Annotated in this window: 20 protein-coding genes and 3 tRNA genes; 17 read left to right on the plus strand and 6 right to left on the minus strand. The window is 34.5% G+C overall.

Annotated elements, in window-relative coordinates:
• Positions 1-65: 65 nt before the first annotated feature.
• A complete protein-coding gene (locus BD847_RS09580) occupies positions 66-2534 on the minus strand; it encodes an AsmA family protein (protein ID WP_115888049.1) in 2469 nt (822 codons plus the stop codon).
• A 263-nt stretch (positions 2535-2797) separates the two neighbouring features.
• Between BD847_RS09580 and trxA the strand changes: the two genes are divergently transcribed.
• The 10 genes from trxA to BD847_RS09630 all read left to right on the plus strand — a co-directional run bounded on the left by trxA (position 2798) and on the right by BD847_RS09630 (position 14130).
• Positions 2798-3115: a thioredoxin gene (gene trxA, locus BD847_RS09585; protein ID WP_012023423.1), complete on the plus strand. Its 318-nt coding sequence runs from the start codon at positions 2798-2800 to the stop codon at positions 3113-3115.
• Between the two features lie 295 nt (positions 3116-3410).
• Positions 3411-5984: a M1 family aminopeptidase gene (locus BD847_RS09590; protein ID WP_115888050.1), complete on the plus strand. Its 2574-nt coding sequence runs from the start codon at positions 3411-3413 to the stop codon at positions 5982-5984.
• The gene (locus tag BD847_RS09595; protein WP_115888051.1) at positions 5981-6907 is read left to right on the plus strand and encodes a DUF58 domain-containing protein; all 927 of its coding nucleotides are present in this window, start codon (positions 5981-5983) and stop codon (positions 6905-6907) included. Before BD847_RS09590 ends, BD847_RS09595 begins: the two co-directional genes overlap by 4 nt.
• Before the next feature lie 86 nt (positions 6908-6993).
• Positions 6994-7067 (plus strand) — tRNA-Asp (locus BD847_RS09600).
• Positions 7068-7731: 664 nt separating this feature from the next.
• Positions 7732-7805: transfer RNA gene (locus BD847_RS09605), tRNA-Asp, on the plus strand.
• A 272-nt stretch (positions 7806-8077) separates the two neighbouring features.
• Entirely contained in the window at positions 8078-8899 is an 822-nt protein-coding gene (locus tag BD847_RS09610) for a helix-turn-helix domain-containing protein (protein ID WP_115888052.1), read from the plus strand.
• A gap of 294 nt (positions 8900-9193) precedes the next feature.
• Positions 9194-10549, plus strand: a complete 1356-nt coding sequence (locus BD847_RS09615) for a TolC family protein (RefSeq protein WP_115888053.1) — start codon at positions 9194-9196, stop codon at positions 10547-10549.
• A 63-nt stretch (positions 10550-10612) separates the two neighbouring features.
• Positions 10613-11662 (plus strand): HlyD family secretion protein, encoded by a 1050-nt coding sequence (locus BD847_RS09620; protein ID WP_115888054.1) that lies wholly within the window; start codon positions 10613-10615, stop codon positions 11660-11662.
• Position 11663: 1 nt separating this feature from the next.
• Entirely contained in the window at positions 11664-13247 is a 1584-nt protein-coding gene (locus tag BD847_RS09625) for an MFS transporter (protein WP_115888055.1), read from the plus strand.
• Positions 13248-13470: 223 nt separating this feature from the next.
• Positions 13471-14130 (plus strand): HAD family hydrolase, encoded by a 660-nt coding sequence (locus tag BD847_RS09630; RefSeq protein ID WP_115888056.1) that lies wholly within the window; start codon positions 13471-13473, stop codon positions 14128-14130.
• Between the two features lie 319 nt (positions 14131-14449).
• Here the strand turns inward: BD847_RS09630 and BD847_RS09635 are convergent, their stop codons facing one another.
• From BD847_RS09635 to BD847_RS09645, 3 genes are all read right to left on the minus strand, one after another.
• On the minus strand, positions 14450-15103 hold the full coding sequence (locus BD847_RS09635) for a 3-keto-disaccharide hydrolase (RefSeq protein ID WP_115888057.1): 654 nt from the start codon (positions 15101-15103) through the stop codon (positions 14450-14452).
• A gap of 27 nt (positions 15104-15130) precedes the next feature.
• Positions 15131-15553 (minus strand): hypothetical protein, encoded by a 423-nt coding sequence (locus BD847_RS09640; RefSeq protein ID WP_115888058.1) that lies wholly within the window; start codon positions 15551-15553, stop codon positions 15131-15133.
• Positions 15554-15911: 358 nt separating this feature from the next.
• Positions 15912-15993: transfer RNA gene (locus tag BD847_RS09645), tRNA-Leu, on the minus strand.
• 109 nt (positions 15994-16102) lie between these two features.
• On the opposite strand from BD847_RS09645, the gene BD847_RS09650 reads away from it, so the two are divergent.
• The 5 genes from BD847_RS09650 to BD847_RS09670 all read left to right on the plus strand — a co-directional run bounded on the left by BD847_RS09650 (position 16103) and on the right by BD847_RS09670 (position 21250).
• Positions 16103-17491 carry a dipeptidase gene (locus BD847_RS09650; protein ID WP_115888059.1) on the plus strand — a complete coding sequence of 463 codons (1389 nt, stop codon included), beginning with the start codon at positions 16103-16105 and terminating at the stop codon, positions 17489-17491.
• A 269-nt stretch (positions 17492-17760) separates the two neighbouring features.
• Positions 17761-18183: a toxin-antitoxin system YwqK family antitoxin gene (locus BD847_RS09655; protein WP_115888351.1), complete on the plus strand. Its 423-nt coding sequence runs from the start codon at positions 17761-17763 to the stop codon at positions 18181-18183.
• Between the two features lie 18 nt (positions 18184-18201).
• The gene (locus BD847_RS09660) at positions 18202-19164 is read left to right on the plus strand and encodes a DUF6624 domain-containing protein (protein ID WP_115888060.1); all 963 of its coding nucleotides are present in this window, start codon (positions 18202-18204) and stop codon (positions 19162-19164) included.
• Positions 19161-19535 carry a BlaI/MecI/CopY family transcriptional regulator gene (locus tag BD847_RS09665; protein WP_115888061.1) on the plus strand — a complete coding sequence of 125 codons (375 nt, stop codon included), beginning with the start codon at positions 19161-19163 and terminating at the stop codon, positions 19533-19535. Before BD847_RS09660 ends, BD847_RS09665 begins: the two co-directional genes overlap by 4 nt.
• Positions 19532-21250: a M56 family metallopeptidase gene (locus BD847_RS09670; RefSeq protein WP_115888062.1), complete on the plus strand. Its 1719-nt coding sequence runs from the start codon at positions 19532-19534 to the stop codon at positions 21248-21250. Before BD847_RS09665 ends, BD847_RS09670 begins: the two co-directional genes overlap by 4 nt.
• Positions 21251-21417: 167 nt before the next feature.
• On the opposite strand, the gene BD847_RS09675 is transcribed toward BD847_RS09670, so the two are convergent.
• Positions 21418-22782 (minus strand): saccharopine dehydrogenase family protein, encoded by a 1365-nt coding sequence (locus BD847_RS09675; protein WP_115888063.1) that lies wholly within the window; start codon positions 22780-22782, stop codon positions 21418-21420.
• 194 nt (positions 22783-22976) lie between these two features.
• On the opposite strand from BD847_RS09675, the gene BD847_RS09680 reads away from it, so the two are divergent.
• Both BD847_RS09680 and pckA read left to right on the plus strand, forming a co-directional pair.
• On the plus strand, positions 22977-23363 hold the full coding sequence (locus tag BD847_RS09680) for a DUF423 domain-containing protein (protein WP_115888064.1): 387 nt from the start codon (positions 22977-22979) through the stop codon (positions 23361-23363).
• 205 nt (positions 23364-23568) lie between these two features.
• Complete coding sequence (pckA, locus tag BD847_RS09685) at positions 23569-25173, plus strand: phosphoenolpyruvate carboxykinase (ATP) (RefSeq protein ID WP_115888065.1); 1605 nt, start codon at positions 23569-23571, stop codon at positions 25171-25173.
• A gap of 129 nt (positions 25174-25302) precedes the next feature.
• On the opposite strand, the gene BD847_RS09690 is transcribed toward pckA, so the two are convergent.
• A complete protein-coding gene (locus BD847_RS09690) occupies positions 25303-26361 on the minus strand; it encodes a phytase (protein ID WP_115888066.1) in 1059 nt (352 codons plus the stop codon).
• Positions 26362-26426 lie beyond the last annotated feature (65 nt).

Raw genomic sequence — 26426 nt, forward strand, 5'->3', positions numbered from 1 at the left:
TGTAAAAATTCAAATTTATCAATAAAAAAGATACTATAGTTAATTTAATCGGAAAATCTTACATTTTAATTTTTTTCCTTCTCCTTCCTCCCCCTCTTAATCTTAATCTTCCCATTTTCCTCAACAGCAGCCAGGCGAAGAATAATTCCTTTTTCGCGAACGGCGTCGCGTTCGGCTTTGGTGGCGAGTTTGGCATCGTCTTTAGAGTTTCGAAGCGGAATTGTTAGCGCGAGATTTGTACCGTTTCCGAGTGAATAAACGCCTTTGGCATCCATATTTAAGACGCTGGAACTCAGGGTGAATTTATTGACATCGATTTTTTCGCCGCGCAGATTAAAATCACCGGACAAATCGCTGAAAGTAATGTTCTTGACATCTCTAAACGGGAAAGCATATTTACCAATTTTCATAATCGGTTCAAAGTTTATCAATGCGCCCTGTGTGACAGAGAAATCAAGTTTTCCATGCATTGAATTGGTGATTAATTCGCCTTGCGGATTAAAAAATCCTGTAACATTGACTTTGCTGCTTAATCGTCCTTTGATGTTATTTGGCGTAAAAGATTTGATTCCGAAATTATTAAAAGAACGCAAAAAGCTTGCAATATCAACATGATTTACCTGCGCGTTCGAGTTAAAAGCAAAGTTTTTTCCGCTTGGCTGAATCTCACTGCTGAAATTAATACTACCTCCGGAAGTCTGCAAGGAACCGTTTTTAACGACAAGTTTCGAATTAAGCATCTGAACCGTTGCTGTAGTATTTGTTGCAGTCAGTTTGTTGTAATTCATCTTGTCTGCTTTGATGTCGATTACCACGGAACATTTCTCGATTACATCGCGCAAATGGCTGGAAATTGTCGGTTTTCTGTTTTTCATATTTGACTTTCTTTTTTGGGAAGAAGCCAAAACACCCATAAATTGTTTGATATCTAAATTTGGGCAATAAATTTTCCAATTTACCACCATACTTTCGGGTTCATCGTAATACAAATTCAGGAAATTGTCGATTTTCCCTTCCATGTAAATGGTATTTTTTTTGTGTTTGTAGGCAATTTTTTTGATGAGTAAAGCTTGTTGTGTAAAATCAAGCTGAACGTTTACTTTTTCGGCGTGAATGTTTTTCGGAATAAAATGAAATGAAGTATTGGTGATGTTTACGTTTCCAATAAATTTAGGTTTATTGATGTACAAATTCACGATGTCAAACTGAAATTTCAAATTGGCCGTTGCGTGTCCTTCTGTAAACTGAATCCATTTGTCGTTGCTTATTTCGTTTAATTTTGTCACATCAAAGTCAGAATGAACGTTTCCTGTTGCCAATGGTTTTTCGAGATTATTAATCGAAAGTTGCGGAATCTGGAGCGGAATGTTTTCATAATTTCCTGAAAAACGCGTTAGAATTACAGCCGAATTTGCATCGGTAAAACCTTCTTTTGGCTTGAAATTATTAATAAATATTCCTTTAAAACTACAATCGGTAATTAAACCATCCGGAATGCTGAGTTCGTTGTCTTTGACTTCGGCCTGAACTAAAATTCTCGGATCGCCTTCGACATTCAAATCGCCTTTTATATCACAATTCACAATAATTGGCTTTTTCAAATCAAACCGATTCAATTTTGAACTGATGTTTCCGGACAATAAATTGGAGGCGTTTTTCCATAAAATGGTAGTTCCAATATTAATTCCGAACAACGAATTTCCTTTTCCAACATTAAAAAAAGCAATAATATCAAAAGAATCACTTCCAATTTTTAAACCTTTTGTCTGAATGTCAATTTTTTGATTTGCATCAGAATACGCAATGGACAGCGTTCCTTTCAGGTCTTTTTCTTTGGCAAAACTTCCGTGTACAGTATTAAAAGCCAGACTATTAATTTTGGTATTGATAAATAAGTCCGTTCGCCAGTTGTCTCCGTCATATTCTACTTTTGATTTTAAACTGGCAACATCAAAATTGAAGAGTTTATTTCCCAATTTATTGTCCAGAATAAATTGAACATTATTAAGTTCGATTTGATTGATTATGGTTTCGGGTTTCTCCTTATTTTCGGGTGTTTTTTTCTTTTTGGGTTTAAAAATATCCGAATTCGAATAGCCGTTTTTATCTTTATACAAATAAATATCGGCGTCGTTTATCAGGATTTTATAGATATCGATTTCATGCTGAAGCAAATGAATAATGTTCAGCCGAACTTCAATTTCTTTGGTTTTCAGTAAAGTATGTTTGTGTGTTTTCCATTGTTTGTCTTTGATTTCAACATCTTTTAATGCTAAAGTAAAGTTGGGAAAACCGGTTAAGAATTTATATTGAAAGTCGCCAATATGAAATTCGCCATTTATATTTTCGTTGATTTTGGCATTGATTTTTGCAATAATTTCGGTTTTGTTTCTGTTGAAATAAATCGATAATCCGCCACAGGCAATTAAGAGAAGTGCAATTAATCCTAAAATAAAAAATCCAAAACGTTTGGCGTATTTTCTAAAACCAGCCGATTGTAAAAAGACTTTTATTCGGTGCAAAGTTTCTTTCATCTGGAAAATTTTTATGGTTGATTAAAGATACTATAAAAAACAATCATATTTAAATTTCTGATTTTCAAATTACTGTAATGTTAAATTTGTGTATTCTGATTGAATTTTTAATATAATTATTTACAATACTTTTATAATCAAAACTAATTTACGAATGGTGTTTGATTTGTTTTTAATTTTTAACTTTGTACCTCAGTTTAGGAAATAACAAAAAACGAGTCTCTCGAGACTAAAGCTGAAATAACATTTAAAGACAAATTATTATGGCATTAGCAATAACAGATGCTACTTTTGATGAAGTAGTTTTAAAGTCAGATAAACCAGTAATGGTAGATTTTTGGGCAGCATGGTGCGGTCCTTGTAGAATGGTTGGTCCAATCATCGACCAATTAAGCGACGAGTACGCAGGTAAAGTAGTTGTTGGTAAAGTAGATGTAGATGCTAACCAAGAATTCGCTGCAAAATATGGTGTGCGTAACATACCAACCGTTTTGGTGTTTCATAACGGTGAAGTAGTAGGAAAACAAGTTGGAGTTGCTCCAAAACAAACCTACGCAGATAGTTTAGACGCTTTGTTGTAATCGTAAGATTATGATTTATATAAAGAAGGTTTGACGAAAGTCAAGCCTTTTTTATTTGGTTTTTTTTGCCACAGATTATACAGATTAAAAGGATTTTTTTTGCCACTAATTGCACTAATTTACACGAATTATTTATTTAAAATTTAGGTTAGAATTAAATAAATCAAATGATTTTAATCTGTGAAAATCATATAATCTGTGGCAAAAAAATTAAGCTTAAATTTTAATTCGTATAAATTGGTGAAATTCGTGGCAAACATTTTTTATTTTTAACGAATCTTATATTCCTTTAAAAATGAAAATTCTTAACAGCCTTTTTGCCTTTTTTATAATGACTTCGATTGGTTATTCTCAATCCAATCCAAAAGAAAATTTAATTGTTGAAAATGGAGTTTCAGAACAATTAGCCCAATTTCGTAAAAAACAGATTTCTGATGTTCGATACCAATTGTTTTTTGAAATTCCGAATCAAAAAAATGAAAATATAAATTCGTTGTTGTTTTTGAATTTGAATTTATCAGATGTGAATAAGTCGTTACAATTAGATTTTAAAGAGAAAACGGAGAATATAAAATCAGTTTCGGCAAACGGAAAAAATCTTTCGATTATTCATGAAAACGGACATATTATAATTCCTGCTGAAAATTTGATTTTAGGAAAAAATACCATTTCAATTTCCTTCATCGCCGGGAATTTATCTTTAAATAGAAATGATGATTTTCTATACACTTTATTAGTTCCGGACCGCGCGAGTACTTTGTTTCCGTGTTTTGATCAGCCGGATATAAAAGCGACTTACAAATTGAGTCTTTCTGTGCCAAAAGATTGGTCGGTTTTGGCTGGAGCCGATGTGAAAGAGAAGTTAGAAAAAGGAGATTCTATAATGTACACTTTTGGAGAATCTGATAAAATGAGTACGTATTTGTTTTCTTTCGTTGCCGGAAAATTTAAAAGCGTTACGCAGAAGCCAGGTTTAGAAATGACAATGTTATATCGCGAGAATAATGAAGAGAAAATCAAAGTCAGCACCGACACGATTTTCAATCTGCATCAGCAATCGTTAGACTTTTTAGAAAAATATACTAATTATAAATTCCCATTTCAGAAACTGGATTTCGCCTCAATTCCGGTTTTTCAATATGGCGGAATGGAACATGTTGGCGCGATTCAGTACCGAGAATCGACTTTATTTTTAGACAACAGTGCAACCGACAGCGAGAAATTAAATCGTGCAAAATTAATCGCACACGAAACTTCGCACATGTGGTTTGGCGATTTGGTTACCATGAAATGGTTCGATGATGTCTGGATGAAAGAGGTTTTTGCCAACTTCATGGCTGATAAAATAATGAATCCAATTTTTCCGAAAGTCAATCATAATCTACAATTTTTCACTGCGCATTATGGTAGCGCTTACGCGGAAGATCGCTCGTTGGGAACACATCCGATAAGACAACATTTGGCGAATTTGAAAGATGCCGGATCGCTTTATGGAGCGATGATTTACAACAAAGCGCCTATTATGATGCGCCAGTTGGAAGCTTCGATGGGAAAAGATGCGTTCCAAAAAGGAATCGAAAAATACATTAAAAAATATGCCAACGACAATGCCGACTGGAATAATCTCGTAGAAATTCTAGATGCCGAAACGCCTTTGGATATGAAAAAATGGAGCGAGGTTTGGGTAAATAAATCCGGAAGAGCCATTTTTACAGATAAAATAGAATACGATGCTAAAAACCGAATTAAAAGTTTTGAAATTCAACAGAAAGCAGAAGACAAATCGGGGAATATTTGGCCTCAGATTTTTCAGATTGGTTTAGTTTATTCAAATGAAGTAAAAGTTTTAACGGCGAATTTTAAAGATAAAAATCTGATTTTAAAAGAAGCAATTGGACTTGAAAAACCACTTTCTATCGTTTATAATTATAATGGTTTTGGATACGGTGTTTTTCCGCTTGACGGGAATAATTTAAATTCCATTTCTACTTTAAAAGATGAGGTTGCAAGAGCTTCGAGCTACAGCAATCTTTATGAGAATATGTTAATTGGAAATGTGTCGACAGATAAAGCTTTCGATTGTTTTTTAAAGGGAATTCAAGCCGAAGAAAATGAATTGGTTTTGAGAATTGCGTCGAATGGTTTGAATACAGTTTATTGGAGATTCTTTACCGAAAAACAACAAAATAAAGTTCAGAAACAGCTTGAAGATGTTTTAAACGTTCGTTTGCAGGCTAATTTATCAGCTAATATCAAAAAGACATTATTCGGATTATTTAGTTCGATTGCGTATTCTGATTCGGCGAAAGCCAAATTATATCAGATTTGGAATAAGGAAATTGTTATTCCGAATTTGAAATTGAACGAAGACGATTTTACAAATATGGCGATGAATCTGGCGATTTTCAAACATGAAAATGCCGATGAAATTTTGGAAAAAACAAGAACAACAATCTCAAATCCGGACAAAAAGAAGCGATTTGAATTTTTGCTTCCGTCATTATCAAAAGACGAATCCGTTCGAAATGCTTTTATGGAATCCTTAAAAGACGATGCTAATCGCGAAAAAGAATCTTGGGTTTCTGTTGGTTTAGCCAATGTAAATCATCCGCTTCGCCAGGAAAGCGCGCAGAAATATATTAGATTTTCACTAGATTTGGTAGAGGAAATTCAGCGTACGGGAGATATTTTCTTCCCGAAAGATTGGTTGGATAATACAGTTGGAAGATATTCGTCGAAATATGCTTTTGATGAAGTACAGCGATTCTTGAAAGAAAACCCTAATTTTAGTCCGATCTTGAAGCGTAAATTGCTTATGGCGACAGATTTGCTTTATAAAGCGCAAAATATTAAAAAAGAAACCGAATGAAAATCGAATCGGAAATAGAGAAAGTCTCCAGTTTTCAGCATCTTGAAATGCTGGCGAATCAGGTTGTGGAAGGTTTTATATCCGGAATGCACAAGAGTCCGTTTCATGGATTTTCGGCCGAATTTGCCGAGCACAAAGTATATAATGCCGGCGAAAGCACCAAACATATCGATTGGAAATTGTTTGCCAAAACGGATCGTTTGTACACAAAACGTTTTGAGGAAGAAACCAATTTGCGTTGTCATTTGATTGTCGATAATTCGTCGTCAATGCATTATCCGGAACTGAAATTGGATCAACCATTTTATGAAAAAAAGATTGGTTTTGCAGTTTTGGCTTCGGCGGTTTTAATGAATATTCTAAAGAAACAGCGCGATGCCGTTGGTTTAAGCGTTTTCTCTGATAAATATGAATATTACGCACCAGAAAAAGGAAGCGATCGCCATCACCGAATGCTTTTGAACAAACTGGAAGAATTATTGGTTCAGCCAAAAGTCAAAAAAACGACCGATACAATTACCTATTTGCATCAAATAGCTGAGAAAATGCACCGCCGTTCGATGATTATTTTGTTTACCGATATGTTTCAGACTGAAGATGACGAAAAGCTTTTTAATGCATTACAACATCTTAAACACAACAAACACAAAGTAGTTTTATTCCATGTTGTTGATAATGAAACCGAATTGAAATTTGATTTTGACAATGCACCAAGAAAGTTTATCGACTTAGAATCAGGCGAAGAGGTTTCGATTTTTGCCGATAATGTTAAAATGGAATATGAAAAAAGGGTAGAAGCTTATTTTAAAAATCTGGCTTTAACCTGCGCAAAGAACCAAATTAAGTACGTTCCGGTAAATGTGGGCGATAATTTTGAAAAAATATTGACTACTTATTTGGTTGAAAAACAAAACTTTGGATAATTTTATGAAAAATAATTTCATTTTTTTTATAAAAACACTTGCAGAAACGAAATTCTGTTATATCTTTGCAACCGCAATAACGCAGAGGTTTGGTAGTTCAGTTGGTTAGAATACATGCCTGTCACGCATGGGGTCGCGGGTTCGAGTCCCGTCCAGACCGCAATATTGGGGAAAGCCTTTCGTAACAGAAAGGCTTTTTTGCCCAAATACGGTATCTAAAATAGTTGTGTTGTTTTGCTACGACTTTGTAACTCGTAGCTGGTTTAGTAGTTAGACCAATGAAAAGCTTTCCACTTTTGTGGATGGCTTTTTTGATTTAAAACACTTTTGGTTTTTTGTTTTTAACTGCAAAGCACGCTAAGATTTTACGCAATCCCGATAGCTATCGGGAGCAAAGATATTTTTTAAAGAATGCAAAGTTCGCAAAGCTTAAAATTGATTAAGCTTTGCGATTTTTTTTGCTTAATTCTGATTTTAACGTAAAGTTTGTCATTTCGACGAAGGAGAAATCTTCGCAAGTAACTCCACAAAGATTTTCCATCATATATTAAGATATAGCCCGTGGTTTCAACCACAGGAACACAATGTGTATAAATACGTCTCCCGTGGTTGAAACCGCGGGCTATGTTTAGCAAAATGATAAGATATTTTTATGTACAAAACCTTTGTGTTTGGCAAAAAGAAAGAAACTTCTTCTTTTTTGGTTTTGTTTTTGAATTTTAAAATATTGAAATTTAGTTGATTAAAAATTTCTTGAATTTTATTCGTAAAAAACGCTTGCAGAAACGAAATTCTGTTGTATTTTTGCACTCGCAATAACGCAGGGTTTGGTAGTTCAGTTGGTTAGAATACATGCCTGTCACGCATGGGGTCGCGGGTTCGAGTCCCGTCCAGACCGCCTAAGTTGTTAAAAGCCTTTCTTAACGGAAAGGCTTTTTTGTTTTTGTATTTAACCGCAAAGTTCGCAAAGTTTTTTTTTTACTCGCTCTAATTTGTCATTTCGACGAAGGAGAAATCTCCACAAGAAACTCTACAAAGATTAGCGATATTCTTTACGGAGCTACTCGCGGAGATTTCTCCTTCGTCGAAATGACAAACTGTGTGGCGAATTGGAATTTTAATTTCTATTTCTTCAGTATCTTTATAATACGAAATCATCGTATCATTTAAATGGAACAATCAACATTCAAAGTCGACAAATATTATATCAAGAAAGTAGATGCTGATAAAAAAAGCATTTATTGTCATCATGATATTATGGGAGAATTGTTTGTTCCATGGCATAAACACGATAAAGCACAAATGTTATATGCAGAAGGCGATGTGGTTTTTGTAACAACTGAAACGAAATCTTATTTTCTTCCTGCAAGACATTTTATATGGATTCCGGCGGGACTAGAACACAGCATCGAACCAAAATCGGAACATGTGATGATGCGAAATCTGTATTTTCCGGTTGAGAAAGATGAGGATCTATTCTACAAAAGGGAAGGTATTTATCCCGTTAATAATTTGTTGCTCCAAATGATGATGTTTACCAATCAGTGGAATGGTGATTTGAAAAAAGGTTCTCCAAGCTTTACGATTGCAAAAGCCATAAAAGCGATTCTTCCTCAAATTTGCACCAACAATCTCCCTTTAGAATTACCACAGCCAAAAGACAAACGATTGGGAAAAATCCTTCGTCATGTTGAGAATAATCTTGGCGAAACCATTTTATTTTCTGAGGTTGCTCATGAATTTGGTTTTAGCGAACGCTCTTTGTATCGCTTGTTTCAAAAAGATCTCAAAATGTCTTTTATTCAATATTATACCATTCGCCGAATCTTAAAAGCAATCGAACTTTTATTAGAAAGAAAACTTTCGGTAAAAGAGGTAGCTCAAGAAGTTGGTTATAATAGTGTTCCGACTTTCAGCAACACCTTCTTTAAGATTTTAGGCCAAAGACCTTCTGATTACTTAAACGGAGAAGAGATTTTAGAAAGGAAATAATCTGTTTTTCTCTCGCAGATTTGCTTCGCCAGTTCGCTATCGCTCGTGTTGCAGATCAAGCAGATAATTAATTGTATTAAAATAAAATCTGAGTAATCTGCTAAATCTGCGAGAGACAAAAAAACTCACAAATCAAATCGATTTTGTAATAAATTGTTTTTCAGTGTTTTAATATAACGTTTTCGGAAGAAGTGATTTTAACATTTGTCCGAAATGAATATGTTCTTGGCTTTTTAGAATTATCAGTCAACGGAAAAATGAAGGAACTTTGCACCATCAAATATTAAAGTATTCATGTTCCTTAAAACAACAAATTCTACAGACGATTGTTTTCCCAGAATCCTGCTGTTATTCGTAATGATATTAGCATTCAATGGCTTACAAGCGCAGGAAGTTCATTCGGTTTCATTACAAGAAGCTTTGAAACTGGCGAAAGAAAACAACAAAAAAATCCTTAGATCTCAACTGGAGGTCACGCTCTCAGAGCAAAACATCAAAGAAAGAAAAGAACTTCGATTACCAGACATTCAATTAAACGGCATGTATTCCAGAATTACGAATATTACGGAATTCAAAGGAAGCGGTTTCTTAAATGGTAAAGAAGTTACAAAGGCGATTCCTGAAATTTATGAGGTCAACTCTACCTTTAAAATGCCAATTTATGCCGGAAATAAGATTAATAACGCCATTAAAATTGCGAATCAGGAAAGCGAAATTGCCAAAATAAAAACTGAAAAAACTCAAAATGATATCGAGCTCGAAGTCGTTGCGAATTATCTGGCGATTTATAAAATGATGGAACTTCAGAAGATTTTTGAAGAAAATATCAAAGAAGAAAAAAGCCGATTGAAAGAAGTACAATCGCTTCAAAAACACGGAACGATTACCAAAAACGAAGTCATTAGAGCCGAATTACAGCTTTCGGATCGTGAATTGAATGCGCTTACAAATTCCAAAAACATAAAAATCGCGCTTCACGATTTGAAAACTTTAATTCAGATTCAGGAAAACGAAGAAATCGCGATTGATACAACGTCAAATCTGGACGAAATGAACGGTTTGGATCCGTATGATTTTTATATGAATAAAGCGTTGCAGAACGAAGAAATGCGAATCGCGAGTCAGGAATTAGATATCAGTAAAACCGAACTGAAATTGGTTAAAGGAAATTATCTGCCAAGCGTTCACTTCTTTGGGAATTATGGTTTTTATTATCCGAACTACAAATTCTTTCCACCAAACCCGTATTTGTACACTTTAGGACAAGTTGGAATTGAAGCGACTTTTGATCTTTCATCTTTGTATAAAAACAAAACAAAAATGGATCAGGCCAATACTAAAATCGAATGGCAAAAAATGCAGAATGAAATTGTAAAAGATGAAATCCAGGACAAACTGTATAAAGAACATACACAGTATCAGGAAATCCTTGAAAAGTTTGTGGTAGTTGATAAAGCTTTGGATTTAGCCAATGAAAATTACCGAATCGTAAAGCTGAAATACTTAAACCAATTGGTTTTAATTACAGAAATGGTTGATGCTGATAATGCTTTGCTTCAGGCGAAATACAACAAAATTTCTACACGATTAGATGCGGTTTTAAAACATTACGAACTGCTTCATACCGCCGGGATTATGCCTCAGAGTTAGACTTGAAAGAAGCAAGAAGCAAGATTTTAAAAAGAGAACTAAGATAAAGAGAATAGAAAAGATATGGTCAAGATAAAAAATGAAACTAGAAGAAACAAAACGTTTCATATCATAATAACAATAATTGCTTGCGCTTTGGTTGCGAGCGGAATCATTTTAGGGATTTGGTTTTATGTGTTCAACAGAAACCACGAAGAAACCAATGATGCGCAAGTAGAGCAATATGTAACACCAATTATGTCGCGCATTACAGGTTATGTGCAGGAAGTTCGTTTTAACGAAAACCAGTTTGTGCATAAAGGCGATACTTTGGTCGTGATTGATAATCGCGAATACAAATCGAAATTGAATGTGGCTCTTGCCGATGTTCAGAACGCGCAGCAAAATAGTGTTGTGGCTCAAAAAAATGCGGTTACAACAGCAAGTGCAACGGCAATTAACGAATCACAGTTAGAAGGTGCAAAATCGAATCTTTGGAAAACAAAACTGGAATACGAAAGGTATAAAGCTTTGGTAAAAGACGAAGCCGCAACTTCTCAGCAATTAGAAAAAGTAAAAGCAGATTACGAATCGGCGCAAGCACATTTTGATGAAATGAAAAACAGAATTCATTCATCAGCTTTAAGTACTTCGGTTGCTGAAGCGAATGTTCCGACAACGCAAACCAATATTGCATCAAAACAAGCTGTGGCTGATAATGCTGCATTGTTTCTTTCGTACACGATAATCACAGCTCCTTATGATGGTTGGGTTGGAAAACGAACGTTACAGCCAGGACAATTGGTAAAAGAAGGGCAATCTTTGCTTTCGATAGTAAGCAAAGAAAAATGGATTACTGCCAATTTTAAAGAAACGCAATTACAATATTTAACCGTTGGGCAAGATGTAGAAATAAAAGCCGATGCCGTGAGCGACAAAACTTTCATTGGTACAATTGCTTCTTTATCGCCTGCGAGTGGTGCAAGATTTTCATTGCTTCCTCCGGATAATGCAACAGGAAACTTCGTGAAAATCGAACAAAGAATTCCGGTTCGAATTCAGTTGAAAAACAACGACAAACAAACCGATTTTTTAAGAGCGGGAATGAATATTACTGTGATCGCAGCACACTAAAATGGAAGATAAAAGTATTTTTAAATCGTGGGTTCCAAGATGGGCAATCATTATTATTTTGTTTGTCTGCTTGTTGCATTCCATGATTTTATTGGGAGTTTATACTTCAAACGTAACGTACGCAGCAAGTTTTCTGGACATTGAACCCGAAGATTTGCAGTTTGCAATGTGCGTTACGTACGGAACTTTGCTCGCAACGATTTTGATCGAAAGTCGATTTTCGAGTTTTTTCCCTGCGAAAAATTACTTGATGGCCGTTTATTCCTTAATCGGAATTACGATTGTTTCATCAGCATATATTACTAATTTTTATCTTTTTTTAATGCTGAGAATCGCCGAGGGAATCCTGATGGCGCTTCCGGTAATTACGATCAGACAGTTATTGATTGAGCAGTTTAATTCTAAAAACGCCATTATAATTGGGTTTTCATTTTATTATGGTTCACTATTATTGTCAACGCCTTTTATTATGAACATTGCAGTTTGGTTTCTGGATCATTACGATTGGAAATACATGCTTTATGTTTCTGGCGGATTGCAGGTTTTGAATGTCTTTTTAATCTTAGTTACTTTTCGTGGGCACCGAATCACAAAGAAAATTCCGTTGTATCAAATCGACTGGATGAGTTATTTTTTGGTTTTAACTGCTATTCTTTGCGGTGCTTACTTTTTTGTTTATGCGGAGAAAAAATATTGGTTTGATTCTTCTGAAATGGTTTTGATGTTAATGATTGCCTTAATTACGGGCGGTTTATTCATCTTTAAAGAGCTTTTGGTAAAAAGACCAACCTTTGATTTTGAAGTTTTTAAATACGCCAATCTCCGAATCGGATTTTTATTGTTTTTCCTTTTCTATATAAGCAGAGCGACGCTGAGTCTTTGTCATTCGGCAATGTTTTCGATTTGGAATTGGGATCCGTCGCGCGTTGCGGGCGTGCAATACATTAACGGATTAGGAAATGTAATCGGACTTATTTTAGCTGCTTATTTTCTGATGAAATCTGTTTCTACAAAAATTATTTTTATGATTGGTTTTACGCTCATTGCTATTTTCCACTTCTGGTTTACGTTTCTTTTTGTACCAGATGTTGCGCTGAGCGATATTATCATTCCCTATATTTTGCAAGGAATCGGTGTTGGGTTTTTATTTGTTCCGCTCATCTTATTTACCACATCATCGGTTCCGGCAAAAATGGCGGTTTCTTCGGGAATTGTTGGGGTTTCTGGTCGTTTTTGGGGAAGTACAATTGGTTTTTGCGTCATGCAGAATGCGGTTGTTTTCTTAAATAAAAAACACTTTTTAAAACTAAGTCAGTTCGTGACCGGCGAAAATCCCGAAGCGCAGCAAACATTATCGTCAACAGCGCAGAGTTTTATAGCAAAAGGATATTCCGCGGATAATGCGAATGCTTTGGCCTTGAAAAAAATCTTCGGAACAGTTGCGAAACAAGCGACTTTATTGGCCGATATGGAAATTTATACGATTGTGGGTTATGGTTTGGTAGTTTTGATTATTCTAATTGCTTGTAATCAGCATTTGAGACAAACTATGACTTTGGTTAAAAGTAAAATTTGGATTGGGTAAAGTTTTGTTTTAGGTTTAAAGTTTAAAGTTTCAAGTTCTTTGCGCAAAGTTTGTCATCCTGAGGAACGAAGGATCACACGCGAAATTCCGCATGCTAAATCGCCAATCTTTGTCGAGCCTCTTGTGTGATCCTTCGTTCCTCAGGATGACAAACAATGCGTTTAATTATTGCGGTAAACAACACTTATCAGTATCTTGCAACCGTTAAAAACAAAAATATGAAATGAAACAGCAATGTGTAATTTTTGATATGGATGGCGTGATTTCGCATACCAATCCGCATCATGTGAAGGCTTTTGAGGCGTTTTTCGATAAATATAATGTTCCGTACACCAATGAAGAATTTGAAGAACATATGTACGGAAAACACAATAGTTATATCATGACGCATTTCTTCAAGCGTCCAATTCAGGGAGAAGAGCTTTTAAAACTTGAAGACGAAAAAGAAGGAATGTTCCGTGAAATTTATAAAGACAAAGTCGATACGATTCCGCATTATTTGGATTTTTTAAGTGAATTAAAATCGCGCGGCTTTAAAACGGCTGTTGCAACTTCGGCGCCACGTGCGAATTTGGATTTGATTGCAAATGCCTTAAAAATTACTGACAAAATGGATTCGATGATGTCTAGCGAAGACGTTACGTTTCATAAACCAAATCCCGAAGTATATCTTAAATCAGCGGAACGTGTTGGTGTTTCTCCGTCAGATTGTGTGGTTTTCGAAGATTCTTTTTCAGGTATTACAGCGGGACTAAATGCCGGAATGAAAGTGGTTGGCGTTTTGAGCACGCATAAAAAAGAAGAACTTCCTGTATGTGATTTTTATATTAATGATTATAGTGAGATTAATGTGGATAAGATAATTGAGTTGTTGAGAAGCTAAATTACAATTCTTAAATTCCATCCCGATAGCTATCGGGACCAAAACTATATGTGAAACTTTTGTCAAATGTTTTAACTTTGACAAAGGTTTTTTTGTTGTTAATAACCTCAATCTTGTCATTTCGAGGCACGAGAAATCTTCGTAAGTAACTCCGCAAAGGCCTTTCCGCTTGCAGCCACAAAGTATTGTCATTTCGACGTAAGGAGAAATCACACTAGAAACTCGGCAAAGATTGGTGATTCTCTTTGTGGATTCACGAGTGTGATTTCTCCTTACGTCGAAATGACAAACTAGATGGATTAACTTTGTAAAAGGCTTACTATTTAGAAATATTCTTTATTCTAATATTCTTAAAATCAATTGGCGAACGCTCATAATTTAAAGAGATTTTGCCTTCGGTAGAAGAAGCTTCCGTGCATTCATTTACCAATTTTCCGTTTAAATATTGCGTGATTTTCCCGTTGAAAGATTTTATAACAACCAAATTCCATTCGCCATACGTATTCTCATTTTCTAAAAACTTCGGAGAAACTACACTTGTGCCGGCTTCAACTAATTTTCCGTTTACTTTTGCCGTTATGTTATCCAAAAAGATAAAATCTCCTGTAGTTTTTTCTTTTATTTGAAATTGAATTCCTTTTGGCCAGATTCTGTCAGAAGCGTCTAGCGGAATATTATACATCACGCCGCTATTTTTTGTGCCTTTTAGGTTGTATTTCTCGTCAAGATTCCATCTGTATTCTAGCGTAAGTTCAAAATTTTTATAACTTTTTTTAGTCATCAAACAACTTGGATCTTCTCCGTGCATACTTATTATTTCATCTTTGAACTCATATACTTTTGATGGTTCTTGTTGTGCTGTATTTGTTTTTGTAAAAGCATACCAATCGTTTATTTCTAAGCTTTTTTGCTGAACAGAACAGGAACTTAGAATAAAAAGAAGAACAATAGCAAAAGTTGATTTTTGGAACATGACAATTAAGTTTAAAACGAAGTTAATTTAATTTTCTTCCCAGAAGATTTTTTGATTATGGGCTACAAGATATAGATAAGATGTGTCTTTAATCCTCGTGTCTTTTTTCAAATCAAAAATAAAAGACCCTTTAGATTGTGTATTTCTTTCTGTGCTGCACCAGCTCCAATTAAGTTGATTTACTTTTTTGTGACTGATAATTCCGCTAATTTGTTCATATGGAATACTACCATCAAATTCAAATTGTTTGAAGTTAATGTATTCTGTTGAACTACCATTCTTTAAGTTACCAATTAGAGTTCCTGCAATTACTAATGAATCAATATCTTCTCCTGTTTTATTGTGAAATTTTACATGGATACTTCTGAAGTTTATAAAACTGCACAATACAATTATACTTAATAATGTAATAATAAAAAATGTAGTTTTCTTTTGTTTCGGTATTGTCATATTATTACTTGAATGATTTACTTGATAAACAAATCTAGGGATAAATGAATTGTCTCCTGCTTTAGCTGGAGTTTTTTTATGTTCAAAGTGAATTGATGATATAAATCTCAATGTTTGTGGTTGCTTTAACTTAACGGATTTTAGTTCATCATCGCAATTAGAATCGTCATTTTTGTCATTCCGAGGAACGAGGAATCACACTCGGAAATCGATAAAGTTTGGTGCTTTTTTTTTTTTTTGCGGAGTTTCTTGCGAAGATTTCTCCTTCGTCGAAATGACAAGATTGTGGATGTTTTTTATTTAAGGAAAGTGCTAAAAAACAAAAAAGCTTCTGAAAAATCTTCAGAAGCTTTTTTAGTGCGGATAATAGGACTCGAACCTACACGCCTTGCGGCACCAGATCCTAAGTCTGGCATGTCTACCAATTTCACCATATCCGCGTAATTGTGGGTGCAAAGATAAGCATACTTTCGAATATTCAAAGAAAAATTTGAAAAAAAATATTAATTTTCTTTTTGGTACTTTTGGGTTTCTATAAAAATAATTTAAATGGAAAATATTAAGTCCTACGTTCAACAACATAAAGATCGGTTTATCAATGAATTGATCGAATTATTAAAGATTCCGTCGGTTAGTGCCGACACTGCATATTCTCAAGATGTTATTGATACAGCAGAGGCTGTAAAAGAAAGTTTATCAAAAGCGGGCTGCGATTTTGTCGAAACTTGCGACACTCCGGGTTACCCAATTATTTATGGAGAGAAAATAATCGATCCAAATCTTCCAACGGTTTTAGTTTACGGACACTATGATGTTCAACCGCCAGATCCATTAGAATTATGGACTTCGCCACCATTTGAACCGGTTATCAAAACTACAGATATTCACCCTGACGGTGCTATTTTCGCGCGTGGTGCATGTGACGACAAAGGTCAGATGTACATGCACGTAAAAGCGCTTGAATTAATGGTACAAAGCAATACTTTGCCTTGTAACGTAAAATTCATGATCGAAGGAGAAGAAGAAGTTGGTTCGGCAAGTTTGGCTTGGTTCGTAGAACGCAATCAGGAAAAACTGAAAAACGATGTTATTTTGATTTCAGATACCGGAATGATTTCTAACCAGCAACCATCGATCACGACAGGTTTAAGAGGTTTGAGTTATGTTGAGGTAGAAGTTACGGGTCCAAACCGCGATTTGCATTCAGGATTGTACGGTGGAGCAGTGGCAAACCCAATTAATATTTTGGCAAAAATGATTGCTTCGCTTCACGACGAAAACAATCATATTACAATTCCAGGTTTCTATGATAAGGTTCAGGAATTATCTGCAGAAGAAAGAGCTGAAATGGCAAAAGCGCCTTTTAGTTTAGAAAAATATAAAAATGCTTTAAACATCGCTGATGTTTACGGTGAAAAAGGATATGTAACCAACGAACGCAACTCAATCCGTCCAACATTAGACGTAAACGGAATTTGGGGCGGTTACACTGGCGAAGGTGCAAAAACGGTTATTGCGAGCAAAGCTTTCGCTAAAATTTCAATGCGTTTGGTTCCAAATCAGGATTGGGAAGAGATTACAGAGCTTTTCACAAAACATTTTACAAGCATTGCTCCGGCTGGAGTTACGGTAAAAGTAACGCCTCATCACGGTGGTCAGGGTTATGTTACGCCAATTGACAGCATCGGTTATCAGGCTGCCAATAAAGCGTATACAGAAACGTTTGGAGTTCCTGCAATTCCGGTTCGTTCTGGAGGAAGTATTCCAATTGTGGCTTTGTTTGAGAAGGAATTAAAAAGTAAAACGATTTTGATGGGATTTGGTTTGGATTCTGATGCAATTCACTCGCCAAACGAACATTTCGGAATTTTTAATTACTTGAAAGGAATTGAAACGATTCCGTTGTTTTACAAGTATTTTGTGGAATTAAGTAAATAAGTATTTTGCCGCGAAGACACTAAGGCACAAAGTTTTTTTAAGATATAGAATCCGTTCAGAAATGAGCGGATTTTTTTTGTTATTTAGTTATCCTAACAGTTCCGAAGCTTCGGGATTAAACCTTTTAGGTATTATAATAAGGTGCTTTTTAGAATAAATAATTGAATCAAAGTGCTGATATTTAAAAATTTAAGAAAAAACATTTGCTTATTTAAAATTTAATTCTACATTTGTAGAAACGAATCTATAAGTGTAGAGCTAAAATGAATATGAAAAACCTTTTTTTATTATTGTTTTGCGGAATATTTCTTTTGAGTTGCAAAAGCAAACCGATCAATCAGAAAATTGATAAGAAAAAAGAAGGCGTCTGGATTGACAATTATACACAAGACAGTACAACTTATAAATCGTATGAATATTATAAAAATGATCTTCCAGTAAAAAAGTGGAAATCCTACATCAACGGAAAAATCTACAAAACAGAAAAGTATAAAAACGGAATTTGCATCGTAAAAAGTTATTACGAAAATGGAAAACTGGAATCGAAAGGAAAAACAAAATTAGAAACGAATTCGGTTGAAACGCATTGGTTTTATTTTGGAGAATGGAAGTTTTATTCGGACAAAGGAAAATTAAAAGGAATCAAGAATTACGATAAAGGAGAATTGATTTCAGAACAAATTATTAGGTAAACGATTAACCTCTAAACTATGAAAAAAATAATGGCGCTCTGTTTTATTGTAACGAATTGTCTTTTCGTGCAAGCTCAAACTTATAAAGAATGGGTTCGCAAAGCAGATTCTTGTTACAAGGCAGAAAACTACAAAATGTCTGTTTCGTATTATGATAAAGCTTTTAAAATAGAAGAGAAAGATTATCGAGATTTATACAATGCTGGCTGTTCTGCGTCTATGGCTAAAGAAAATAAAAAAGCATTTAAATGGCTGAATCTTTCTATCGATAACGGATACGAGAATATTACACATATTAAAATTGACGATGATTTAAAGCCTTTACATTCGGATAAAAAATGGAATAAAACAATTGAGAAACTGCAGAAGAAATTACAGCTTATCGGAGTAAATTATGATAAAGTGCTGGAAAAAGAACTTGCTGAGATTTATACCGACGATCAGGAAATTCGCGGAGAATTCATGAATGTTTACAGAGCTTCTAAACCTGATAAAAAGAAAATTGACAGCATTGGTAAAATTATGGAAAGAAAAGACAGTATTAATCTCGTTAAGGTTATGAAAATACTGGATGAAAAAGGCTGGGTAGGAAAAAATACAGTAGGAACACAAGGAAATCAGACTTTGTTTTTGGTGATTCAGCATTCTGACTTAAAATGCCAACAAAAGTATTTACCAATGATGAGAGAGGCAGTTAAAATTGGAAATGCAAATCCGGCAAATCTGGCATATTTAGAAGACAGAGTGGCTTTGAGAGAAGGAAAAAAACAAATTTATGGTAGTCAGAGTTCAAAGAATAAAAAGACGAATAAAATTTGCATAGCACCAATGATAGATCCGGATAATGTTGATAAAAGGCGTGCTGAAGTCGGACTTGGAACTATGGCCGAATACGCAGCAAAAATGAATATTGAATGGAATTTGGATGAATATAAAAAAGAATTGGCCGAAACAGAAAAACTCGAAAATAGTAAACCATGACACAGTTATCAAATGCAGAAGAACAATTAATGGAACATTTATGGAAGCTTGAAAAAGCATTCATGAAAGATTTACTTGAAGCATATCCAGAACCAAAGCCGGCGACGACAACTGTTGCGACGCTTTTAAAACGAATGATTGATAAGAAATTTGTGGCTTACAATGAATTCGGAAATTCGAGAGAATATTATCCTTTGGTGAAGAAAACAGATTATTTTTCGAAACATGTAAAAGGACTGATTAGCAATTTCTTTAATAATTCGGCTTCGCAGTTTGCTTCGTTTTTTACGACCGAAACCAATTTGAGCGCTTCAGAATTAGAAGATCTTAAGAAAATAATCGATTCGGAAATTCAAAAAAAGAAAAAATGATAGACTTTATATATAAATCATCTTTGAGTTTGTTCGTGCTTTTGGTTATTTACCATTTGGTTTTAGAGCGACAAAAAATGCATAAGTTCAATAGGTTTTACTTAATGTTCAGTCTTGTTTTTTCCCTTGTTTTGCCTTTTGTAACCATTGAAATTGCAAGAGAATCAACAGTATCTGTGCAACAGACTTATAGATTTCTGGCGCAAAATATGCAAATTCAGAATCAGGCTGTTGCGGTTCAGTCATTTGATTATACAAGTTTGATATTAGGGTGTTTATACGGATTAATTACACTGCTTTTAATTTTTCGTTTTATAAATAATCTTCTGAAAATTTATTCGAAAATAAAGAACGGTAATCTCACGGTTTATAAAAATGCGAGTTTGGTTTTGATTGATGAGCAAATAGCGCCTCACACTTTTTTGAATTACATTTTTTTGAACAAAACAGATTATCATAATCAAAAAATAGAAGAACAATTATACTCGCACGAATTAATTCATGTTACTCAAAAGCACACATGGGATGTATTGTTTATTGAGACATTAAAAACAATTTTTTGGTTTAATCCTTTATTCCTTTTTTATAAAAAAGCGATTCAGCTCAATCATGAATTTCTTGCCGATGAAAATGTAGTGACATCTTTTAACGATGTTCCGTTTTATCAAAATTTATTGCTTCTGCATGCAAATACAAATTCAATTTCGGGATTAACTAGTAATTTAAATTATTCTGTAACTAAAAAAAGATTTATTATGATGACAAAAACGGTTTCTAAAACAAAGGTTTTGCTTTCAAAAATTGTGCTTCTGCCTCTATTTTCAGGACTCTTTTTCTTTATATGTATAGAAAGTGTCGGGCAAAATAATAGTAACTCTAGTGTGATAAGTGGAGACAATCTTATTGTTTCAAATGAATTGAAACCTGAATGGGTAGCAAAATCGAGAAGAAAGGAAATTCTGGCTACAAAAGAGCCTGAAATTATGATGAGTATTGCATATAGTTTGGAGGATACGAAAGTCAATCAGCCTGCTTTGCAAAGCGCAATGGAAAAAATATCTAATTATATCACCAATAATTATGTAAGTCCTAAGGGAATTGATAAAAAAGATGAGGTAGCGACGATTAAATTTCTTCTAAACGATGATGGTACTCTTGCTGATATTAAAATTACCAGCAATAAAGGAACTGCAACTGAAGCTGAAATACTTCGAATTCTGAAATCGGGCTCAAATTTTATTCCTGAAAAAAAACACGGAAAAGCAGATTGGAAACCAATTGCGATAGTTATGGATTTTTGGCCGGTAGAAGCTGAAGAAATTAAAAAAGAAGCTGCAGCTTCGTCACCAACGGCTCCGGCCATAACATCAACCGATATAATTGTGGATCCAATTGAGAAAAAACCTGAATTTCTAGGTGGAGCACTTGAGTTTTATAAATTCATTGGTAAAAATTTTAAAATGCCGGCCGAAGCTTCGAAAAACAAAATTCAGGGAAAAGTATATATCGAATTTATGGTTGAAAAAGATGGAAGTTTGTCTGAATTTAAAATTGTAAAAGATTTAGGATACGGAATAGGCGATGAGGTTATTCAGGCTTTAAAGCTTTCACCAACATGGACTCCCGGTTCTGAAAATGGGAAACCAGTTCGCGTTTTGTACCGTTTGCCTGTTACAATTGAAAATAATGAAACACCAAAAAGTATGAAGCAATAAAAGCAAGCTTTAATAAAGTTGATTTTAAATCGACCATTTTCGGAAATTATAAAACATTTAAAATTTTTGATTTAAAGTATTCTTTATAAAACATAAAAAATCCGCTTCTGAACAGGAAGCGGATAAAATAAACTAAAAAAAAAATTCTAAAAATAAAAAGATCCGGGTCAGAACAAATCCGGATTGTATCCAAAATAAGGCATGGTTTGTTCGTTAAAAACTACGCCATACTCTTCTAATTCATTTAATATTGGTTCGTAAACTTCTTTTTTAATTGGGAGTTGCACGCCTGGAGTTTTGATTTTTCCATTCAAAATCAAAAGTGTTGCCATTGCAACCGGAAGTCCAACGGTTTTAGCCATTGCGGTATAGGTTTGATCGTCGCCAATGCAAACCATTTTTGAATCGATTTGTTTTTTTTCACCGTTAAGTTCGTAGCCAAACTTATGGTACATCACGATCATATCTTTATCATCGGGTTCTAAAGCCCAACTGTCAGTCAGTATTTTTTCCAGAATTTGAGCCGGAGTCGCACGAGGCAAATTCACTATTTTGTCAGGGTTGAATAAATCCAATTCCAAAAGTTTGTCCCACATGATGTCGTCCTGATCAATTTTTAAAATTAATCTTGTTTTTATTTCAACAGAATCAGTTGGATGATATGGCAAAAATGAATTCATAAACTGACGATAACTCATGTTTTCAGAATCTTCGATAATATAACTGTCATCTGTCATTCCGAGTTGTACGAACATATTCCAGGCTTTCGAAAATCCAACTCTGCGAATTGTTCCTCGGTATAAAGTCAGAACATCATCAAGTCCGTAAACTGATCTGTATTTAAGAGAATCTCGATTAGAATAGGCTTCAAATTTTCCGTAGCCTTCTACTTCTAGAAATTCCGTTCTTCTAAACAAAGCGCTGTACGGAATGTATTTATAAGTTCCTTCCTGAATAAATTTAGCAGCGCCTCCTTGTCCGGCCAAAACCACATTTCGCGGCGCCCAAGTAAATTTGTAATTCCATAAATTATTATCCGATTCTGGAGCCACAAGTCCGCCGCAGAAAGATTCAAACAAAAGCATTTTCCCTCCTTTTGAGCGAATTTCATCAATTACTTTCATGGCACTCATATGATCGATTCCGGGATCGAGACCAATTTCATTCATGAAAATCAAATCGTTTTTCTTTGCTTCTTCGTCCAGCGCCTGCATTGCGTCGCTTATATAAGAAGCTGTAACAAGATGTTTTTTGAATTGAAGACAATCTTTGGCAATCTCAATATGTAAATGCGCAGGAAGCATCGAAATGACAATCGAAGCTTTTTCTATAGCCGCTCTTCTTTCTTCGGTATTGAAAATATCAAGTGCTATTGGAGTGGCATTAGGATGGTTTTGCGTCTTTTTTTCGGCCAAAGCCAAAGAAAGGTCGGCTACTACTAAATGTAGCTTTTCACTTTCTGATTTTGATAATAAATAACGTATCAGCGATGATGCTGAACGACCTGCTCCGATAATTAAAACGCTTCTCATATTTTAAATATATAACACAAATGTATTAAAATGTTATATATATAACAATTTTAATTTATAAAAAAAGTGATTTATTTTTTTTCTACGTTAAAAGAGTTGCTTTTTCTCTTTTAGAAAATATTTTGCAGAAAACGAACAGTCCCTTTTAATAGTATTGAGTATTTTTGTAGAAGTAATCAAAGAAATACAGATACATGAAAAGAAGAATAGTTTTGACAGGTGCTTTTATTGGAATGTTGGCCATTATTTTAGGAGCTTTTGGAGCGCATTTACTTAAGAAATATTTAGCTGTCGATGAATTAAACACTTTTGAAGTTGGTGTTCGTTATCAAATGTATCACGCTCTTTTTTTACTATTTCTTTCAACACAAAAAGATCTTGCCGAAAAGACAGTAAAAACAATCTATAACTTAGTTGTGGCCGGTGTTGTTCTTTTTAGCGGATCAATTTATTTACTTGCTACAAAAAGTCTTACATTATTTGACTTTAAAATTATCGTATTCGCAACACCTTTGGGCGGATTCTTATTAATTATTGGTTGGTTAGTATTATTTCTTGCTATTTTGAAGAGAAAATCATAAAATACCGAAAAAAAAATTCTGTCTAAAAATTAATCTTTAATTTTGTACCATAAATAACATATAAGGTTACTTGTGTGAATTTTTATTGTTTTTTATCTACTTTGGTAAAAAATATAACAATTCATAATTTTAAGCGTAACTGCTTAATTTTCAAGGGAAATTATATTTTGTGCACCTTAAAAATAACACACACAACATTAAATTTATGGACAATAACACACTTTTTGCGCAATCGATTTCGTTAAAAGACTTAGGAATAGAAAATGCAACAGTACGCTATCAGTTATCTGCAGATGAATTGCATGCGATTACTGTGCAGTCAGGACAGGGTGTTGAGGCTTCGACAGGTGCTTTGGCAATTAATACAGGTGAGTTTACAGGACGTTCTCCTCAGGATCGTTTTATTGTGAGAGACAGCATTACAGAAGATAAAGTTTGGTGGGGAAATGTAAATATTCCTTTTGCTCCAGAAGCTTTTGAAAAATTATATAATAAGGTAACAGCGTTTTTGTCAAACAAAGAAGTTTTTGTTCGTGATTCATACGTTTGTTCAGATGATAATTACAGATTAAATGTTCGTGTTGTAACGGAAACAGCGTGGTCAAACTTGTTTTGCTACAATATGTTTCTAAGACCGGAAGAGTCTGAATTAGCAAATTTTACTCCAGAATGGACTGTAGTTTGTGCTCCAAGTTTTATGGCAGATCCTGCTGTAGACGGAACGCGTCAGTCTAATTTTGCGATTTTAGATTTTACTAAAAAAGTGGCGCTAATTGGTGGAACTGGTTATACAGGAGAAATGAAAAAAGGTATTTTCTCTGCTTTGAATTTCATTTTACCGGTTTTCAAAAATACACTTCCTATGCACTGTAGTGCAAATGTTGGTAAAAACGGAGATACAGCAATTTTCTTCGGATTATCTGGAACAGGAAAAACAACTTTATCTGCAGATCCGGAACGTAAGTTAATTGGTGATGATGAACACGGATGGACAAGCGAAAACACTGTTTTCAATTTTGAAGGAGGTTGTTATGCTAAAGTAATCAACTTGTCTGAAGAAAATGAACCGGATATTTTCAGAGCAATCAAAAAAGGTGCGCTTTTAGAAAATGTGGTTTTCAAAGCTGGAACAAATGAAGTAGATTATGATGATGTTTCAATCACTCAAAATACGCGTGTAAGTTACCCAATAACACATATTGACAATATTCAACCGGGATCAATTGGACACAATCCTAAAAACATCTTTTTCTTAACAGCAGATTCTTTCGGGATTTTGCCTCCAATCTCAAAATTGACTCCAGGTCAGGCGGCGTACCACTTTATTTCTGGATATACTGCAAAAGTTGCCGGAACTGAAGCGGGAGTAACAGAGCCTCAGCCTAATTTCTCTGCTTGTTTTGGAGCGCCATTTATGCCTTTGCATCCAACAAAATATGCTGAAATGTTAAGCAAAAAAATGAAAGATGCAGGAGTAAAAGTTTGGTTAATCAACACAGGATGGACTGGCGGACCTTACGGAACAGGAAGCCGAATGAAATTGAAATATACTCGTGCTATGATTACAGCTGCGTTAAACGGTGAACTGGATAATGTAGAATTTAAAAATCATAGCGTTTTTGGAATTGCAGAACCAACATCTTGTCCAAATGTTCCAGAGGAAATTTTAAATCCTAGAAATACTTGGGAAGACAAAGATTTATATGATAAAAAAGCGTTAGAATTAGCTCAGAAATTCAAAGCTAATTTTGCCAAATTTGAAGAATTTGCGAATGCTGAAATTTTAGCAGGAGCACCGATTACAGAATAAAGGGGCAATTACTAATTCAAAATTAAAAAAGCTGTTCATATTGAACAGCTTTTTTGTTTTGGTCTCCAATCGCAGAAAAAAAAATAAAAAATAAACAGAACACTGAAACTGCGACTGAAAAACCAAAAATTATTTTTTCGCTTCGTCGATGCGTTTTTGAATCAAATCCCAAGCGTAATAATGAAACGTCATGCCGTTGCTCATCGCTACAAAAAGACCGTTTTTGTATGGTCCGCCAAGATTAACACTTGTAACATCGGCACCGTCACATTCGATTGTAGACGTTGGAACTTCTGCCAATAGAGGATAACTGTTTGGGTTTCCTTTTGCGCCTTCTCTCGGGTAAACCATAAAAGAATTAGCTTGTTGGTTTGAAACTAAGATATAACCTGTAGAATCTGTTTTTTTGTAAATAGCAATTCCTTCGTGATCGGCTTTGAAATCTTTTTGACCAAAGAAAGCCAATTCTTTATTATCGTTTAAAGCAGGATCTGCTTTGTATTTTCTGATTCCAACTTGTTCGTCACAATATAAAACAGTTCCTAATTCGTTATCAACTGCAATAGCTTCGATTTCTTTTTTACCGCTGTAAGTCCCGAATTTGCGAACTACTTTTGCTGTAGCATTTTTTCCTGAACCAGATAATTCATATTGCCATAAATAACTTCCTGATGGTCCCGTTTTTCTTCCTACAATGGCAAATATCTTCTTATCGCTCGGGCGTGTGTATAAAGCAATTCCCATTGGGTCGCGTTGTGCTTCTCCTTCAAAAACTGGAATTCCGCCGTTATCAATTGGTGTTAAATCAGGCAAACTGAAAATTCTGATTTTATTCTCTTCACGTTCCGTAGTAACGGCAACGTCTACTTTTTTTCCGTCAATAAGCAATCCGTAAGCGATATCCACATTATTTGGACGTTTTAACGGAATTGACTTCTTAAGGATTTTTCCATTTAAATCAAAAGCGTATAAACCTCCGTCAGAATCTTTGTCTGTTCCTACAATAATACTTTTTGAAGGATCTGTTGGATGAATCCAGATAGAAGGATCATCTGTGTCATGCGGCAAAGCTTCGGTAACAGCAGTTGGTTTTACGGCATTTGGCGAAACCGGAGCCAATTTATCATCCTTACAAGCTGTAAATGAAAGCGATAAAAGTAAAAAAGCAATTAAAGATTTATTCTTCATTTTTTGTTATGTATTTAATGTAATTAGACAGAGCCGTTAAACTCTGTCTAATTTATGAATTTTAA

It is taken from the genome of Flavobacterium cutihirudinis (assembly GCF_003385895.1).
In the GTDB taxonomy this organism is placed as follows: Bacteria; Bacteroidota; Bacteroidia; order Flavobacteriales; family Flavobacteriaceae; genus Flavobacterium; species Flavobacterium cutihirudinis.